Below are 16,253 nucleotides of genomic sequence, written 5' to 3'. Positions count from 1 at the left end.
CTCGACACTGCGCTCGTTCCTCGCTCGGTCTCGTCGCTTTCGGAAGCGGCGCGCCCTTCGGCTCGCTCACGGCCCTGCAGGGGCATCGGTTCGTGGTGGACGGAACAGCCGGGCGTCAGCCGACCGCGCCCTCCATCTGCAGCTCGATCAGCCGGTTGAGCTCCAGCGCGTACTCCATGGGCAGCTCGCGCGCGATGGGCTCCACGAAGCCGCGGACGATGGTGGCCATCGCCTCGGTCTCCTCCAGGCCGCGGCTCATCAGGTAGAAGAGCTGGTCCTCGCTGACCTTGGAGACGGTCGCCTCGTGGCCCATGGACACGTCGTCCTCGCGGACGTCCACGTAGGGGTAGGTGTCCGAGCGGGAGATGGTGTCCACCAGCAGCGCGTCGCACAGCACGTTGGACTTGGAGCCGTGGGCACCCTCGCCGATCTCGATCAGACCGCGGTAGGAGGTGCGGCCACCGCCGCGCGCCACGGACTTGGAGACGATCGAGGAGGAGGTGTTCGGCGCCATGTGCACCATCTTGGCGCCGGCGTCCTGGTGCTGGCCCTCGCCCGCGAAGGCGATCGACAGGGTCTCGCCCTTGGCGTGCTCGCCCATCAGGTAGACGGCCGGGTACTTCATGGTCACCTTGGAGCCGATGTTGCCGTCGACCCACTCCATGGTCGCGCCCTCGTACGCCACGGCGCGCTTGGTGACCAGGTTGTACACGTTGTTCGACCAGTTCTGGATCGTCGTGTAGCGGCAGCGGCCGCCCTTCTTCACGATGATCTCGACCACGGCGCTGTGCAGCGAGTCCGACTTGTAGATCGGCGCGGTGCAGCCCTCGACGTAGTGGACGTAGGCGTCCTCGTCGACGATGATCAGCGTCCGCTCGAACTGGCCCATGTTCTCGGTGTTGATCCGGAAGTAGGCCTGCAGCGGGATCTCGACGTGCACGCCCTTCGGCACGTAGATGAAGGAACCGCCGGACCACACCGCGGTGTTCAGCGAGGCGAACTTGTTGTCACCCGCGGGGATGACGGTGCCGAAGTACTCCTGGAACAGCTCCGGGTGCTCCTTGAGCGCGGTGTCGGTGTCCAGGAAGATGACGCCCTGCTCCTCCAGGTCCTCGCGGATCTGGTGGTAGACGACCTCGGACTCGTACTGCGCCGCCACGCCCGCGACCAGCCGCTGCTTCTCCGCCTCGGGGATGCCCAGCTTGTCGTAGGTGTTCTTGATGTCCTCGGGCAGGTCCTCCCAGGACTCCGCCTGCTTCTCCGTGGACCGCACGAAGTACTTGATGTTGTCGAAGTCGATGCCGGACAGGTCCGAGCCCCAGGTGGGCATGGGCTTCTTCCCGAAGAGCTTCAGGCCCTTGAGACGCAGCTTGAGCATCCACTCGGGCTCGTTCTTCTTCGCGGAGATGTCGCGGACGACGTCCTCGTTCAGGCCACGACGGGCGGCGGCACCGGCTACGTCCGAGTCGGCCCAGCCGTACTCGTAGTTGCCCAGACCCTCGAGTTCAGGGTGAGCCGTCTCCAGGGGGGCAGTCATGCGGGGTTCCTCCCGGCGTTGCTTGCGGTGTTGTTCGGTGCGGTGGTGCCGGCCGGCGGCGCGGTCTTCGGCACGAAGGTGGTGCAGACACCGTCTCCGTGGGCGATGGTCGCCAGCCGTTGTACATGGGTGCCCAGCAGGCGGGAGAAGACCTCTGCCTCCGCCTCGCACAGCTGCGGGAACTGCTCGGCGATGTGGGCCACCGGGCAGTGGTGCTGGCAGAGCTGCTCGCCGGCGGAGGCGGGCGCGCCACGCGTCGTGGCAGCGTACCCGTCCTGGCTGAGCGCCTTGGCCAGCGCTTGTGTGCGCTCCTCGGGACCGGCCGCCTCGACGACCGCGCGGTAGCGTTCGGCCTGCGCGGCGACCCGGGCGCGGGCGAAGGCGGAGACCGCGGCTTCCCCCTGCTGCCCGCCTCCGGCGGACTCGGCGATCCAGCGCAGGGCGTCGGCGGCGAGCTGGTCGTAGGCCTGGTCGAAGGCGTCGCGACCGCAGTCGGTCAGCGCGAACACCTTGGCGGGGCGGCCGCGGCCGCGGTTCCCGTAGACCCGCTTCTCGCGCGGCTCGACCATGCCCTCGGCGAGGAGCGCGTCCAGGTGACGGCGTACCGCCGCCTGCGTCAGCCCGAGCCGTTCCGCCAGGTCGGCGGCGGTCGACGGCCCGTGGACCAGGACGGACCGGGCGACCCGGTTGCGGGTGCTCCGCTCCCCGGTCGTCTGCTCCTCCTGAGCCTCGGACGCGTTTTTCACAAGCCCAGTGTTGCGTAATTCATCTCGCAGAGGCAAGCGGCGGTCCTCCAGGCGAATGTCTGCTGCGTCACTTAGGGAAACCTAACCTGACCTGCGGAAACGATCTTCCCCGCCGCCCGGACCCGGCCGCCGCGCACCCCCCACCACCGGCGGCGACGGCACCACGCGCCGCCCTCCCGGCGGGGCGGCCCCCGCGGGTTCGTAGACTTCCCGTCATGCGAATGGACCCCGCGGTCGAGGTGACGGGACTGGTCAAGCGTTACGGCGCCAAGACCGCGGTGGACGGGCTCGACCTGACCGTCGCCCGGGGCACCGTCGCCGCCGTGCTCGGACCCAACGGAGCCGGGAAGACCACCACCGTCGAGACCTGCGAGGGCTACCGCCGTCCCGACGGCGGCCAGGTGCGGGTGCTGGGACTCGACCCCGTACGGGATACGGCCGCCCTGCGGCCCCGGATCGGCGTGATGCTGCAGTCCGGCGGGGTGTACGCCGGCGCACGCGCCGAGGAGATGCTCCGCCACACCGCCAAACTGCACGCCGACCCCCTCGACCCGGCCCTGCTGATCGAGCGGCTCGGCCTGGAGTCCTGCGGCCGCACCCCGTACCGGCGGCTCTCCGGCGGCCAGCAGCAGCGCCTGGCGCTCGCCATGGCCGTCGTGGGCCGCCCGGAGCTGGTGTTCCTGGACGAGCCGACGGCCGGACTGGACCCGCAGGCCCGCCGCGGCACCTGGGACCTGGTCCGCGAGCTGCGCGCCGACGGCGTCACCGTCGTCCTGACCACGCACTTCATGGACGAGGCCGAACAGCTCGCGGACGACGTCGCGATCATCGACAAGGGCCGCGTGATAGCGAGCGGCACCCCCGAGGAACTGTGCCGCGGCGGCGCGGAGAACACCCTGCGCTTCTCCGGCCGCCCGGGCCTGGACCTGGCCTCCCTGCTCAAGGCGCTGCCCGCCGACTCCGCCGCGGTGGAGCTCACGCCGGGCAGCTACCGGATCGAGGGCAAGGTCGATCCGCAGATGCTGGCCACCGTCACCTCCTGGTGCGCCCAGCACGGCGTGATGCCGGACCGCCTCGCGGTCGAACGGCGCACCCTGGAGGACGTCTTTCTGGAGCTCACCGGCAAGGAGCTGCGTTCGTGACCGCCACCGGCACCTTCACCCCGGCCCCCGGGGCGGCCCCGCTGCCCCGGATGATCGGCGCCCAGACCGCGCTGGAGACCCGGATGCTGCTGCGGAACGGCGAGCAGCTGCTGCTGACCGTCGTGATCCCCACGCTGCTGCTGGTCCTGTTCAGCGCCGTCGACATCGTCGACACCGGCGCCGGCAAGGCCGTGGACTTCCTCGCCCCCGGCATCCTCGCCCTGGCCGTGATGTCCACCGCCTTCACCGGCCAGGCCATCGCCACCGGCTTCGAGCGGCGCTACGGCGTGCTGAAGCGGCTCGGCGCGTCCCCGCTGCCGCGCTGGGCCCTGATGACCGCCAAGACCGGCTCCGTGCTGGTCACCGAGGTCCTGCAGGTCGCGCTGCTGACCGTGATCGCGTTCGCCCTGGGCTGGTCGCCGCACGGCAACCCGTTCGCGGTGGTCCTGCTGCTCGCCCTGGGTACGGCGGCCTTCTCCGGCCTCGGCCTGCTCATGGCCGGCACACTGCGCGCCGAGGCCACGCTCGCCGCCGCGAACCTGGTCTTCCTGCTGCTGCTCGTGGGCGGCGGGGTGATCGTGCCGCTCGACAGGTTCCCGGGCGGGGTGCGCTCGGTGCTGGAGCTGCTGCCGATCTCCGCCCTGTCGGACGGCCTGCGGGACGTCCTGCAGCACGGCGCGGGCATGCCGTGGGGCGACCTCGGCGTCCTCGCCGTGTGGGCGGTGCTGGGCCTCGGCGCGGCGGCACGATGGTTCAGGTGGGAATGACGCAGTCCACGAAGCGGGCGAAGCCGGTTCCCTGGCCCTCGTCGAGCGCCAGGAAGCCGCTCTCGGGAGCGTGGCTGGCCAGCAGGCACATGTCGTAGCGCACGGTCGTGGGCAGTTCGGCGGAACCGTCGGTGCGGTAGCGGTGGGCGCCGGTGAGCTGGCAGGAGTCGTAGCGCACGAGCGGGCCGCGCGGGCCCAGCGTGTAGCGGTGGGCCCGCAGTTGCGGGGCGAAGGACTTGAACGCGTTGGCCGTGTCGTCGCAGTCGTTGAAGTGGACGGTGCCGCCGCCCCATTCGCAGTCGATCACGACGGTGTCGGCGTTGCGCAGCTCGAAGCGTATGTCCTCGGCGTGGAAGCGCTGCACCGAACTGAAGTGCTGCTTGCGGGGGAAGCGGAAGAACGCGCTCTCGTAGCCGTAGTCGGGGTGCGGCGCGGGGCGGCGCCCGGTGACGATGTAGCTCCCGGCGCGGCAGGTGACCGAGCCGCCGTAGGGGAACTCCAGGAAGTTGCCCCACTCGTAGGTGACGTTCATGTCGGTGAACCAGTAGTTGAGGAACTGGTCCTGCTGCTCGGGGTTCTCCGAGCGCTTGGACAGGCCGGAGTAGAGGAAGGCCCTGCGGTAGGCGCCGCCCACCCGGCAGGCCTCCCAGCGCATCTCGGAGTTGGTGTTGGTGCCGTCGAGGGCGAGCCCGTACTCCCACTCCCCCATCCACTCGCAGTCGGTGAACCGGTAGTTCGCCGCGCCGCCGGTGGAGTAGGAGGAGAAGAAGGAGGCGCCGGGGGTGCCGGAGGTGAAGCGCAGGCCCTCGAAGGCGAGGTTCTGCCACATGTCGTCGTTGCGGCAGAGGAAGGCGCCGGCGGGCTCGCGCGGCGCGAAGACGATCTCGCTGATGCGCAGGCCCGCCCCGCGGAAGCGCAGCCCGTTGGCCGCGTTGGACGGGTCGTCGCCGTCGAGCAGCGCGCCGGGCTCGGTGATCAGGTACCTGCCGGGCGGGACGTCGATCACCGTGCGGCCGGTGTGGTCGTCGAGCCGTGACTCCGCGTAGCGGTAGGCGTCGGCGAAGGCCTTGCTGTCGTCGGTGGTGCCGTCGCCCTTGGCGCCGAAGTCGGCCACGACGTCGACCACGCCGGGGTGCGTGGCGCTCCTGGGCTGCCGCACGGCCTCGGCGGCAGGTGTGTCGGCGGCGGAGTACGCGGCCGCGCCGATCCCCGTGAGCGCCGCCGCGGCGCCGCCGTACAACAGTTTCCGCCGGTCGACCTCGGACATGGCCCCCATCCCCTCCCCCGGGTGTCCCCCTCGTGAAGGATTGCACAAGGAGGCGCCTACGATGGTGGCCGTGCCGAATCTCAGCCAAGCAGGCCAAGCGTCGCGAAACCCCCTGGCCTTCATCGCCCAGCGCTGGACCCCGTCCCCGGAGACGGTCCGGCGGGCCGCGCTGGCCGCGCTCGTGATGAGCGTCGTCATCGTGGTGACCGGCGGTGCCGTCCGGCTGACCGGTTCGGGCCTCGGCTGCCCGACTTGGCCCAAGTGCACCGACGACAGCCTGACCGCGACCCGGGCGATGGGCGTGCACGGGGTGATCGAGTTCGCCAACCGCATGCTGACGTACGTGCTGTGCGCGGCCGTGGGCTGGGCGATCATCGCCGCGCGGGCCGTGAAGCCGTGGCGGCGCGGGCTCACCCGGCTCGGCTGGGCCCAGTTCTGGGTCGTCATGGGCAACGCCGTGCTCGGCGGTTTCACCGTCCTGACCGGCCTCAACCCGTACACCGTCGCCGCGCACTTCCTGCTCTCCAGCGCGCTGATCGCCGTCGCGCTGCTGATGTGGCAGCGCACCGGCGAGGGCGACGCGGGTGCGCGCCCCCTGGTCGGCAAGCCGGTCAGGCAACTGGCGTGGGTGCTGGTCGCCGCCTCCGGTGCGCTGATCGCGGTCGGCACGCTCGTGACCGGAGCCGGGCCGCACGCCGGCGACAGCAGCGACGTGCCGCGCGTGCCGGTGAAGTGGGAGACCATCTCGCAGCTCCACGCCGACCTGGCGTGGGTGGTGTGCGGGCTGACGATCGCGCTGTGGTTCGTGCTGCGCGCCGTTGACGCGCCCGCGGGACCGCGGGCCCGGGTGCGCGACCTGCTGGTCGTGCTGCTGGCGCAGGGCGTCATCGGCTACGTCCAGTACTTCACGAAGCTGCCCGAGGTCCTGGTGGCCCTCCACATGCTCGGCTCGACGCTGGTGTGGATCGCGGTGCTGCGGGTGCTGCTGTCGATGCGCGAGCGGCCGGAGGCGGAGCCCGGCGAGGAACAGCTCGCGGTGCCCGTCCCGTCCTCGTCCTCGGCTCCGGAGCCTGCGCCGGCTGCGTAGCGCCCTGCCCGGCGGCGTCGGGGCGGCGGGGCCGGGGCGGTGGGGGTCGCGCCGGTGGTTCGGCTGTCTCGCCGTCTCGCGCCCTTCGGGCGCACAGCGGCGGGCTGCGGGTGGCAGGGTGGCGGTCCGGGGCCGGTCGGCAGTCTGCGGGTCGGTGGGCGGCCGGGGTTCAGGCGCCGGAGCGGGGCCGGTTGTCGTACGGTCCCGGTCTCGTTGCCGTCCGCGGGTGCAGATGGGCGGTGACCACGCCCACCGTTCGTGGGTGGCGCGCCCGCCGTAACCCGCGTCTGCGGGTGCTTCCCCGATCCCACATCGGGCTCTGTTCCCACGTCTATACCGCTGGAAGCGAGCCCGATCTCGCCCGGCTCAAAGATCGGGCCCTCTTCCGACGGCTATACCGCTGAAAGCGGGCCCGATCTCCCGCCGACCGCCCGACAGCACCCCGAAATACCCGCAGTCGCGGGTTACGGCGGGCGCGCCCACCACCCACGGATGGCGTGGAAGCGGCCATCTATACCCGCGGACGGCAACGAGACCGACACCGCCGGAACGGCAACCCGCTCCGGCGCCTGAACCCCGGCCACCCACCCACCCGCACACTGCCGATAAGCCCCGGACCCCCACCATCCCCGCCGCAGCCGGCATCTTTGCGCCCGCAGGGCGCGAGACGGCGGGACAGCCGAACAACCAGCCCCCCACCCCCGCTCAAGGGAGCCCGTACACCCGTCGCGCGTTGTCCGCCGCCACCATGGCCGCGACGCGCCCGGCGTCCGCCGCCGACCAGGCACCGTCCGCGACCCAGCCGCCCAGCACCTCGCGCACCGCGCCGCGGAAGGCCTCGGCGCCGGTGACGTACAGCTCGGGCAGCCCGTAGGCGTCCGTCGAAAACAGCAGCTTCCCGAACGGCGCCAGCTCCAGGAACTCCGCCAGGACCGCCCCCGCCCGCGCCCCCACATGGGTGAGGGCGAGGCCGACGTCCGCGTACACGTGTGGGAAGACGTTCGCCAGGTAGGCGGCCTGACGGTGGTACGGGTAGCAGTGCAGCAGCACCAGATCGGTCCCGGTCCCCGCGGTCGCCCGGACGAAGTCCGTCAGCAGCGCCGGGTCGGCGCGGTCGAGCCGCAGGTCCGGGTCGCCGAAGCCGGTGTGCAGTTGCAGCGGCAGCCCGGTCGTGACGGCCGTCCACAGCAGGTGCCGCAGCAGTACGGGGTCGCCGAGCCGGTCGCGGCCGGCGCGGCGCGCCTCCAGCCACGCCCCCGCCGCATGCCGGACCTCGCCGGGGGCGGGCGGCTCCGGGGCGAGGCCCAGGCCATGACGGTAGGCGGCGATCGACTTGAAGCCGGCGGCGGTGCGCGCGGCGTCGTGGACGGCCCCGGCGATGCCCTCGACCAGTTCCCCGGCCGAGTCGCAGGCCCCGGCGACGTCCTCGGCAAGCCGCTCCAGCCGGACGATCTCCCGCTGCGCTCCCCCGCCGGCCGCGGCGAGTTCCGCGGGCGTCGTGAGGTCCCCGGGCAGTCCGGTGTCGACGACGTACGTGCCGATGCCGCTGCCCCGCAGCAGCCGGCGCGTGCTCTCGTACGTCCCGAGTTCGCGGCGCCGCGCGAGGTAGCCCGCGGGCGGGCAGTGCGGCTCCAGACCGAGCAGCGGCGGGCACCAGCGGCGGACGGCGAAGCCGGTCTGGGTGTCGAAGAAGGTGGTGCCGGACGCGGCGGGCGTGTCGGACTCGGTGAGATACGTCTCGAAGGCCGCGATGCCGAGCTCTCCACGGACGACGCCGTGGCAGTGGTGGTCGACCAGCGGCGGAAGCTCGATCACCAGCGCCACCGGGTGGCCTCCGCGAGCTCGGCGGGACCGTACTCGGCCAGGGCCTCGGACTCGGCGCGCCGCACCGCGACCACCGCGCCGAACAGCGCCTCGCCCAAGGCCTCCTTGAGCGCGGTGCTGCGCACCAGGTGCGAGAGGGCCTCGCCGAGCGAGGTCGGCAGCCGCTTCTGCTCGCCGCGCCCGGCCGGGTCGCCGCTGACCGGAGGGGGCAGCGTCCCCCCGCCGTCGCGCAGGCCGGCCAGGCCCGCCGCGATGACGGAGCCGACCAGCAGGTAGGGGTTGGCGGCGGCGTCGAAGGGCTTGAGCTCGGCGTGGCCGCCGTCGGGGTCGTCGGCCTCGCCCGGCACCAGGCGCAGCGCCGCCTCCCGGTTCTCCACGCCCCAGCACCGGTGGACCCCGGCCCAGCGGGAGGGGACGAGCCGCAGGTAGGAGGCCGGGGAGGGGGCGCCGATGGCGCACAGGGCGGGCAGGGCGTCGAGCACGCCGGCCAGGAAGGTGTTCGCAGTGGGTGCCAGGCCGTAGGGGGCGGTGGGGTCGCGGTGCAGGTTGTGTCCGTGCTCGCTCAGGCTCAGGTGCAGGTGGCAGCCGTTGCCGACCTGCCCGGCGACGACGGCCGGGGCGAAGGAGGCGCGCAGGCCGTGGGCGGCGCTGACCGCCCGTACGGTCTCGCGGACGAGGACGACCTCGTCGGCGGCGCGGACCGGTTCGGCGGGCGCGGTGGAGACCTCGAACTGGCCGGGCGCGTACTCGGGGTGCACCTGGAGGACCTCGACGCGCTGGGCGGCGAGGGCGTCGTAGAGGTCGAGCAGGTAGTCCGAGAGTTCGGTCACCCGGGTCATCCCGTAGGCCGGTCCGCGGGAGGCCCAGTCGCCGCTGCCGTCGTCCTTGACCACGACCCATTCGGTCTCGAAGCCCATCCGCAGCTCCAGGCCGCGGCCTGCGGCGCGCTCCGTCATGCGCCGGGCGAACAGCCGCTGGCAGCCGGGGTGCGGACGGCCGTCCTGGTCGTAGCGGTCGGCCGGCGCCCAGGCCCAGCCGGGCCGGGCGGCCAGCACGGTCAGGCGGTCCAGGTCGGGGAAGAGCCGCAGGTCGCCGTCGGGGCCGCCGATGAACGGGGAGGAGGTGATGGAGTCGTCGGAGGTGAAGACGTCGAAGACCGGCGACATGCCCACCCCGCGGTGCGCGGCCTGCGGCAGCCGGGCGGTCGGCACGGTCTTGGCCCTGCTGATGCCCGCGTTGTCGACCCAGCTGACGGCGACGGCGCGCACGCCCTCCGCGGACAGCCGCGCCGCTTCCCGGCGGGCCGTCAGCCGCCGTTCGTCGCGTTCCTCGGTGTCCACCGACGCCTCCTCGTTCCCACCCGTCAACAGGACCACTCCTCCCATGGTCCTCACAGGCGGGCCCGGCGTCAGGTGTTGGCGGGGCCGCCGATCTGGATCCCGGCCATCCGTGACCACTCGTAGCGGCCGGTGCGCACCTTGGCGGCGAGGTCTCCGTCGAAGGTCTCGTGCACGGTGATGCCGGAGCGTTCGACGGCGCTGCGGGCGATGTCGTAGGTGGGGGCCACCAGGTCGCCCCACTCGCCGTTCTCGCCGACGAGCACGATGCGGGTGCCGACCTCGCCGATGTACGCGATCTGGCCCTCGGCGCCGCCGCCGTGGCTCTTGGCGAACGCGGTGATCTGCTTCGCCAGGCGGGCGGCGCGGCGCTCCGCGCGGGCCGCGGCCCGGCGGTCCGCGGTCTGGGTGACTGCTTCCTCGGTCTCTGCCATGGACAGAATGCTACCCGCGGGTAATCAGCGCAGGAAGGGGTCCACGGCGACGGCGACGAACAGCAGCGTCGCGTAGGTGATGGACCAGTGGAAGAGCCGCATCTCCTTGAGCTTGGCTCCGACCACACCGGCCTTCGCCCGCGCGTACAGGGCGTGCGCCTCGACCAGCCAGAAGGCGCCCAGCAGCACGGCGGCGGCCGCGTAGAACCAGCCCGCCGCGCCGAGCGGCCACCACAGGGTGAGCGAGACCAGCACCATCACCCAGCTGTAGATGACGATCTGCCGGCCCACCACGACGTTGCCCGCGACGACCGGGAGCATGGGCACGCCCACGCGCGCGTAGTCGTCCTTCACCTTCATCGACAGCGGCCAGTAGTGCGGCGGCGTCCAGAAGAAGAGGACGAGGAAGAGGACGAACGGCGCCCACGCCACCTCGTTGCGCACCGCCGACCAGCCGATGAGCACCTGCATGCAGCCGGCGATGCCGCCCCACACGATGTTCTGGGCGGTACGGCGCTTGAGGCCGAGGGTGTAGACGAAGACGTAGTAGAGGATGGCCGCCAGGGACAGCGCCGCCGACAGCGGGTTGACGAGCACCCAGAACCACGCGGTGGAAACCACCGAAAGCGTGATGCCGAAGACCAGGCACTCCCACGGGGCGACCATGCCGGTGACCAGCGGGCGCTGCTCCGTGCGGTGCATCAGCGCGTCGATGTCGCGGTCGATGTACATGTTGAGGGCGTTCGCGCCGCCGGCCGACATGTAGCCGCCGATCATCGTCACCGCGACCAGCCAGAGGTCGGGGACGCCGCCCGCCGCGAGGAACATCACCGGAACCGTCGTGATGAGCAGCAGCTCGATGATGCGCGGCTTGGTCAGCGCCACGAACGCCATCACACGGGCACCGAACGGCCGGTGGCGGTGGCTCGACCCGATGGCTCCGGCGGGCCGGGATTCGACGGCCGTCACGAACACCCCTGACGAAAAGTCCAGCAAGCGGCTCCGCTTGCGCGTACCACGCCACTTTAGACGTAGCGGATACCCCGCCCGCGCTCGGGGGTGCCACGTGTTGGCCTCCATAGCGCAAGAGAGGTGCAACCTGAAGGTGTTCTGCGTTCAACAGGCGAAGAAACGCTGACCGGGGCACGCTGGTGACACCACCGGTGCCGGGGAGGGAATGCCGCTGCCCGGGGATCGGTTGCCGCACGCGTCGAGCCCGCACTCGAATAGGTGCACGTACGTGCAGGGGTAGGCTCGGCAACGCCCGGTGTGCACATCGTCACCGGCGTAATACATGTGGAGAGGAGCCCTCTCAGGTGAGCACCGAGCCGACCACCTCCGAGCTGGAGTGGAGCGAGCTGGACGGGCGCGCGGTTGACACCGCCCGGGTTCTGGCGATGGATGCCGTGCAGAAGGTCGGCAACGGCCATCCGGGGACGGCGATGAGCCTCGCCCCCGCGGCCTACCTGCTGTTCCAGAAGCTGATGCGGCACGACCCCTCGGACGCCGGGTGGACCGGTCGCGACCGCTTCGTCCTCTCGCCGGGTCACACGTCCCTGACGCTGTACACGCAGCTCTTCCTTTCGGGTTACGGGCTGGAGCTGGAGGACCTCAAGGCCTTCCGCACCTGGGGCTCGCGCACCCCGGGCCACCCCGAGCACGGTCACACGACGGGTGTGGAGACCACCACCGGCCCGCTGGGCCAGGGCATCGCCAACGCGGTGGGCATGGCGATGGCCGCCCGCTACGAGCGCGGCCTGTTCGACCCGGAGGCGGCGCCGGGCGAGTCGGTCTTCGACCACACCGTCTGGGCGATCGTCTCCGACGGCGACCTGGAGGAGGGCATCTCCGCCGAGGCGTCCTCGCTGGCCGGCCACCAGAAGCTGGGCAACCTGATCGCGCTGTACGACGACAACCACATCTCGATCGAGGGCGACACCGCGACCGCCTTCTCCGAGGACGTGCTGAAGCGCTACGAGGCCTACGGCTGGCACGTGCAGCGCATCGAGCAGGAGCCGTCGGGCGACTTCGACGTCCGGGCCCTGTACGCCGCCTTCGACAAGGCCCGCGCCGTCACCGACCGCCCGTCGATCATCGCGGCCCGCACGATCATCGCCTGGCCCGCCCCGAACGCCCAGAACACCGAGGCCGCCCACGGCTCGGCGCTGGGCGACGCCGAGGTCGCGGCCACCAAGAAGGTGCTGGGCTTCGACCCGGAGCAGAGCTTCGAGGTCGCCACCGAGGTGCTGGCGCACGCGCGCAAGGTCGCCGACCGCGGCCGCGAGGCCCACGCGGAGTGGACCAAGCGGTTCGAGGAGTGGCGCTCCGCCAACCCCGAGCGGGCCCGGACCTTCGACCGCATCCACGCCGGCGAGCTCCCGGCCGGCTGGGAGGACGTCGTCCCGGAGTTCCCCGCGGGCAAGGACGTCGCCACCCGCAAGGCCTCCGGTGAGGTGCTGAAGGCGCTGGGCGGTGTGATCCCCGAGCTCTGGGGCGGCTCCGCCGACCTGGCCGGCTCGAACCTCACCACCATCGACGCCTCGTCCTCGTTCCTCCCGGCGGACAACCCGCTGCCGGAGGCGAGCCCGTACGGCCGCACCGTGCACTTCGGCATCCGCGAGCACGCCATGGGCTCGACGATGAACGGCATCGCGCTGCACGGCAACACCCGCGTCTACGGCGGCACCTTCCTGGTGTTCTCCGACTACATGCGCCCGGCCGTGCGCCTGGCCGCGCTGATGAAGCTGCCGGTCTCCTACGTCTGGACGCACGACTCCATCGGCCTCGGCGAGGACGGCCCGACCCACCAGCCGATCGAGCACCTGGCGGCGCTGCGCGCCATCCCCGGCCTGAACGTGGTCCGGCCGGCCGACGCCAACGAGACGGCGATCGCCTGGGCGGAGATCATGCGCCGTCACACCGCCAAGCCCGCGCCGCACGGCGTGGCGCTGACCCGGCAGAACGTGCCCACCTACCCGGCCGACGAGAACGCGGCCAAGGGCGGCTACGTGCTGTTCGACGCCGAGGGCGGCCAGCCGCAGGTCATCCTGATCGCCACCGGTTCCGAGGTGCAGCTGGCCGTCGAGGCCCGCGAGGCGCTGCAGGCCGACGGCATCCCGGCGCGCGTGGTCTCCATGCCGTCCGTGGAGTGGTTCGAGGAGCAGGACCAGGCGTACCGCGACAGCGTCATCCCGCCGAACGTGCGGGCGAGGGTCGCCGTCGAGGCCGGCATCGGGCTGACCTGGCACCGCTTCGTCGGCGACGCGGGCCGGATTGTGTCCCTGGAGCACTTCGGGGCAAGCGCCGATTACAAGGTCCTCTACCGCGAGTTCGGTCTGACCGCAGAGGCCGTGGCCGCCGCCGCGCGCGACTCGCTCGCCGCCGCCGCTCGCTGACGCACAGACGCATACGACGTACCGAGGAGATGCAGAACCCATGACAGACGCACTCAAGCGCCTCTCCGACGAGGGCGTGGCGATCTGGCTCGACGACCTGTCCCGCAAGCGGATCACCTCCGGCAACCTGGCCGAGCTCATGGACCAGAGCCACGTGGTCGGTGTCACCACCAACCCGTCGATCTTCCAGAAGGCCATCGCCGGCGGTGACGGCTACGAGCAGCAGCTCGCCGACCTCGCCGCCCGGAAGCTGACGGTGGACGAGGCGCTGCGGATGATCACCACCGCGGACGTGCGCGACGCCGCCGACGTGCTGCGCCCGCTGTACGACGCCAGTGGCGGCCAGGACGGCCGGGTGTCCATCGAGGTGGACCCGCGTCTGGCCCACAACACCGTCGCCACCGTCGCCGAGGCCAAGCAGCTGGCCTGGCTGGTGGACCGGCCCAACACCCTGATCAAGATCCCGGCCACCAAGGCGGGCCTGCCGGCCATCACCGAGGTGATCGGCCGGGGCATCAGCGTCAACGTCACGCTGATCTTCTCGCTGGAGCGCTACCGCGAGGTCATGGACGCCTACCTGGCGGGCCTGGAGAAGGCCCGGGCCGCGGGCCTGGACATCTCCCTGATCCGCTCGGTGGCCTCCTTCTTCGTGTCGCGCGTGGACACCGAGATCGACAAGCGCCTGGAGAAGCTGGGCAGCGACGAGGCCAAGGCCCTCAAGGGCAAGGCCGCCGTCGCGAACGCCCGGCTGGCCTACCAGGCGTACGAGGAGGTCTTCTCCTCCGACCGCTGGCGGGCGCTGGAGCACGAGGGCGCGCACAAGCAGCGCCCGCTGTGGGCCTCCACCGGCGTGAAGGACCCGGCCTACCCGGACACCCTGTACGTGACCGAGCTGGTCGCCCCGGGCATCGTCAACACCATGCCCGAGGCCACGCTGGACGCGGTGGCCGACCACGGCGAGGTCACCGGCGACACCATCCGCGGCACGTACGAGCAGGCCCGGGCCGAGCTGGACGCGATCGGCGCGCTCGGCATCTCGTACGACGACGTCGTCCAGCTGCTGGAGGACGAGGGCGTGGAGAAGTTCGCGGCGTCCTGGAACGAGCTGCTGGGCTCGACCGAGGCCGAGCTCAAGCGCCTGGCGCCGAAGGAGGCGTAAGCACGTTGAGCAGCGCCAACCCGCTGCGTGACGCATCGGACCGACGGCTCCCGCGCATCGCGGGGCCGTCGGGCCTGGTGATCTTCGGCGTCACGGGTGATCTGTCACGCAAAAAGCTGATGCCCGCCGTGTACGACCTGGCCAACCGCGGGCTGCTGCCGCCGGGCTTCTCGCTGGTCGGCTTCGCCCGCCGCGACTGGGCGGACGAGGACTTCGCGCAGGTCGTCCACGACTCCGTCAAGGAGCACGCGCGCACCCCCTTCCGCGAGGAGGTCTGGCAGCAGCTCTCCGAGGGGATGCGGTTCGTCCCGGGCGACTTCGGTGACGACCAGGCCTTCGAGAAGCTGCGCGCGACGGTCGACGAACTCGACAAGGCCCGCGGCACGGGCGGCAACTTCGCCTTCTACCTCTCGGTGCCGCCCAAGTTCTTCCCGTCGGTGGTCCAGCAGTTGAAGAAGCACGGACTGTCCGACCCGGCCGAGGGCTCGTGGCGGCGCGCCGTCATCGAGAAGCCCTTCGGCCACGACCTGGCCAGCGCCCAGGAGCTCAACCAGGTCGTCCACCAGGTCTTCCGCTCCCAGGACGTCTTCCGGATCGACCACTACCTGGGCAAGGAGACGGTCCAGAACATCCTGGCGCTGCGCTTCGCCAACACGATGTTCGAGCCGCTGTGGAACCGCTCCTACGTCGACCACGTGCAGATCACGATGGCCGAGGACATCGGCATCGGCGGCCGCGCGGGCTACTACGACGGGATCGGCGCCGCACGCGACGTCATCCAGAACCACCTGCTGCAGCTGCTCGCGCTGACCGCCATGGAGGAGCCCGCCTCCTTCGAGGCCAAGTCGCTGGTGCAGGAGAAGCTGAAGGTGCTGCAGGCGGTCAAGCTGCCGGCCGACCTCGGCAGGCACACCGTGCGCGGCCAGTACGCGCACGGCTGGCAGGGCGGCGAGGAGGTGCTCGGCTACCTGGAGGAGGAGGGCATCGACCCCGGGTCCAAGACCGACACCTACGCCGCGATCAAGCTGGCCATCGACAACCGCCGCTGGGCGGGCGTCCCGTTCTACCTGCGCGCCGGCAAGCGCCTGGGCCGCCGCGTCACCGAGATCGCGGTCGTCTTCCAGCGCGCGCCGCACTCCCCGTTCGACAACACCGCGACCGAGGAGCTGGGGCAGAACGCCCTGGTCATCCGGGTACAGCCGGACGAGGGCATCACCATCAGGTTCGGTTCCAAGGTGCCGGGCACCTCGATGGAGATCCGGGACGTGACGATGGACTTCGCCTACGGCGAGTCCTTCACCGAGTCCAGCCCGGAGGCCTACGAGCGGCTGATCCTGGACGTCCTGCTCGGCGACGCCAACCTCTTCCCCCGGCACCAGGAGGTCGAGGAGTCCTGGCGGATCCTGGACCCGATCGAGGAGTACTGGGACCGGCACGGCAAGCCCGAGCAGTACACCGCGGGCACCTGGGGTCCGAAGGCGGCGGACGAGATGCTCGCACGAGACGGCAGGAGCTGGCGCCGGCCATGAACATCGACCTGACCGAGACCACCTCGAGC

13 protein-coding genes are annotated in these 16,253 nt (G+C 71.6%); 6 read left to right on the top strand and 7 right to left on the bottom strand.

The genetic code is table 11. The features are described from left to right. Positions 1 to 115: 115 nt before the first annotated feature. Complete coding sequence (gene sufB / locus ABZ479_RS24695) at positions 116 to 1,537, bottom strand: Fe-S cluster assembly protein SufB (protein ID WP_499606144.1); 1,422 nt, start codon at positions 1,535 to 1,537, stop codon at positions 116 to 118. Further along, the gene (locus ABZ479_RS24690; protein WP_500463588.1) at positions 1,534 to 2,283 is read right to left on the bottom strand and encodes a helix-turn-helix transcriptional regulator; all 750 of its coding nucleotides are present in this window, start codon (positions 2,281 to 2,283) and stop codon (positions 1,534 to 1,536) included. Before ABZ479_RS24690 ends, sufB begins: the two co-directional genes overlap by 4 nt. Positions 2,284 to 2,498: 215 nt before the next feature. On the opposite strand from ABZ479_RS24690, the gene ABZ479_RS24685 reads away from it, so the two are divergent. Beyond that, positions 2,499 to 3,425 carry an ABC transporter ATP-binding protein gene (locus ABZ479_RS24685; RefSeq protein WP_499606142.1) on the top strand — a complete coding sequence of 309 codons (927 nt, stop codon included), beginning with the start codon at positions 2,499 to 2,501 and terminating at the stop codon, positions 3,423 to 3,425. Beyond that, on the top strand, positions 3,422 to 4,192 hold the full coding sequence (locus tag ABZ479_RS24680; protein ID WP_500463587.1) for an ABC transporter permease: 771 nt from the start codon (positions 3,422 to 3,424) through the stop codon (positions 4,190 to 4,192). Before ABZ479_RS24685 ends, ABZ479_RS24680 begins: the two co-directional genes overlap by 4 nt. Here the strand turns inward: ABZ479_RS24680 and ABZ479_RS24675 are convergent. Further along, a complete protein-coding gene (locus ABZ479_RS24675) occupies positions 4,179 to 5,459 on the bottom strand; it encodes a glycosyl hydrolase family 28-related protein (RefSeq protein WP_500463586.1) in 1,281 nt (426 codons plus the stop codon). The genes ABZ479_RS24680 and ABZ479_RS24675 overlap by 14 nt on opposite strands. A 61-nt stretch (positions 5,460 to 5,520) precedes the next feature. Here ABZ479_RS24675 and ABZ479_RS24670 point away from each other — a divergent pair, with 61 nt between their 5' ends. Then, complete coding sequence (locus ABZ479_RS24670) at positions 5,521 to 6,546, top strand: COX15/CtaA family protein (RefSeq protein ID WP_500463585.1); 1,026 nt, start codon at positions 5,521 to 5,523, stop codon at positions 6,544 to 6,546. Positions 6,547 to 7,251: 705 nt separating this feature from the next. Here ABZ479_RS24670 and ABZ479_RS24665 read toward each other — a convergent pair. From ABZ479_RS24665 to ABZ479_RS24650, 4 genes are all read right to left on the bottom strand, one after another. Further along, complete coding sequence (locus ABZ479_RS24665; RefSeq protein WP_500463676.1) at positions 7,252 to 8,361, bottom strand: amidohydrolase family protein; 1,110 nt, start codon at positions 8,359 to 8,361, stop codon at positions 7,252 to 7,254. Beyond that, positions 8,358 to 9,710, bottom strand: coding sequence for a glutamine synthetase family protein (locus ABZ479_RS24660; protein WP_500463675.1), 1,353 nt, complete (start codon positions 9,708 to 9,710; stop codon positions 8,358 to 8,360). Before ABZ479_RS24660 ends, ABZ479_RS24665 begins: the two co-directional genes overlap by 4 nt. 68 nt (positions 9,711 to 9,778) lie before the next feature. Beyond that, a complete protein-coding gene (locus ABZ479_RS24655; protein WP_500463584.1) occupies positions 9,779 to 10,141 on the bottom strand; it encodes a hypothetical protein in 363 nt (120 codons plus the stop codon). 24 nt (positions 10,142 to 10,165) lie between these two features. Continuing rightward, positions 10,166 to 11,116: a heme o synthase gene (locus ABZ479_RS24650; RefSeq protein WP_499606271.1), complete on the bottom strand. Its 951-nt coding sequence runs from the start codon at positions 11,114 to 11,116 to the stop codon at positions 10,166 to 10,168. Positions 11,117 to 11,457: 341 nt separating this feature from the next. On the opposite strand from ABZ479_RS24650, the gene tkt reads away from it, so the two are divergent. Genes tkt through zwf form a run of 3 tightly spaced genes read left to right on the top strand, consistent with a single transcriptional unit; the run spans position 11,458 to position 16,224 of the window. Beyond that, positions 11,458 to 13,536, top strand: coding sequence for a transketolase (tkt, locus tag ABZ479_RS24645; RefSeq protein ID WP_500463583.1), 2,079 nt, complete (start codon positions 11,458 to 11,460; stop codon positions 13,534 to 13,536). Positions 13,537 to 13,576: 40 nt separating this feature from the next. Continuing rightward, positions 13,577 to 14,695, top strand: coding sequence for a transaldolase (gene tal / locus ABZ479_RS24640; RefSeq protein ID WP_499606136.1), 1,119 nt, complete (start codon positions 13,577 to 13,579; stop codon positions 14,693 to 14,695). 5 nt (positions 14,696 to 14,700) lie between these two features. Beyond that, positions 14,701 to 16,224 carry a glucose-6-phosphate dehydrogenase gene (zwf, locus tag ABZ479_RS24635; protein WP_500463582.1) on the top strand — a complete coding sequence of 508 codons (1,524 nt, stop codon included), beginning with the start codon at positions 14,701 to 14,703 and terminating at the stop codon, positions 16,222 to 16,224. Positions 16,225 to 16,253 lie beyond the last annotated feature (29 nt).

The sequence above is a fragment of the Streptomyces sp. NPDC005722 genome (assembly GCF_040630935.1).
Classification (GTDB): domain Bacteria; phylum Actinomycetota; class Actinomycetes; order Streptomycetales; family Streptomycetaceae; genus Actinacidiphila.
This window is presented reverse-complemented; position numbering and strand designations above follow the sequence as displayed.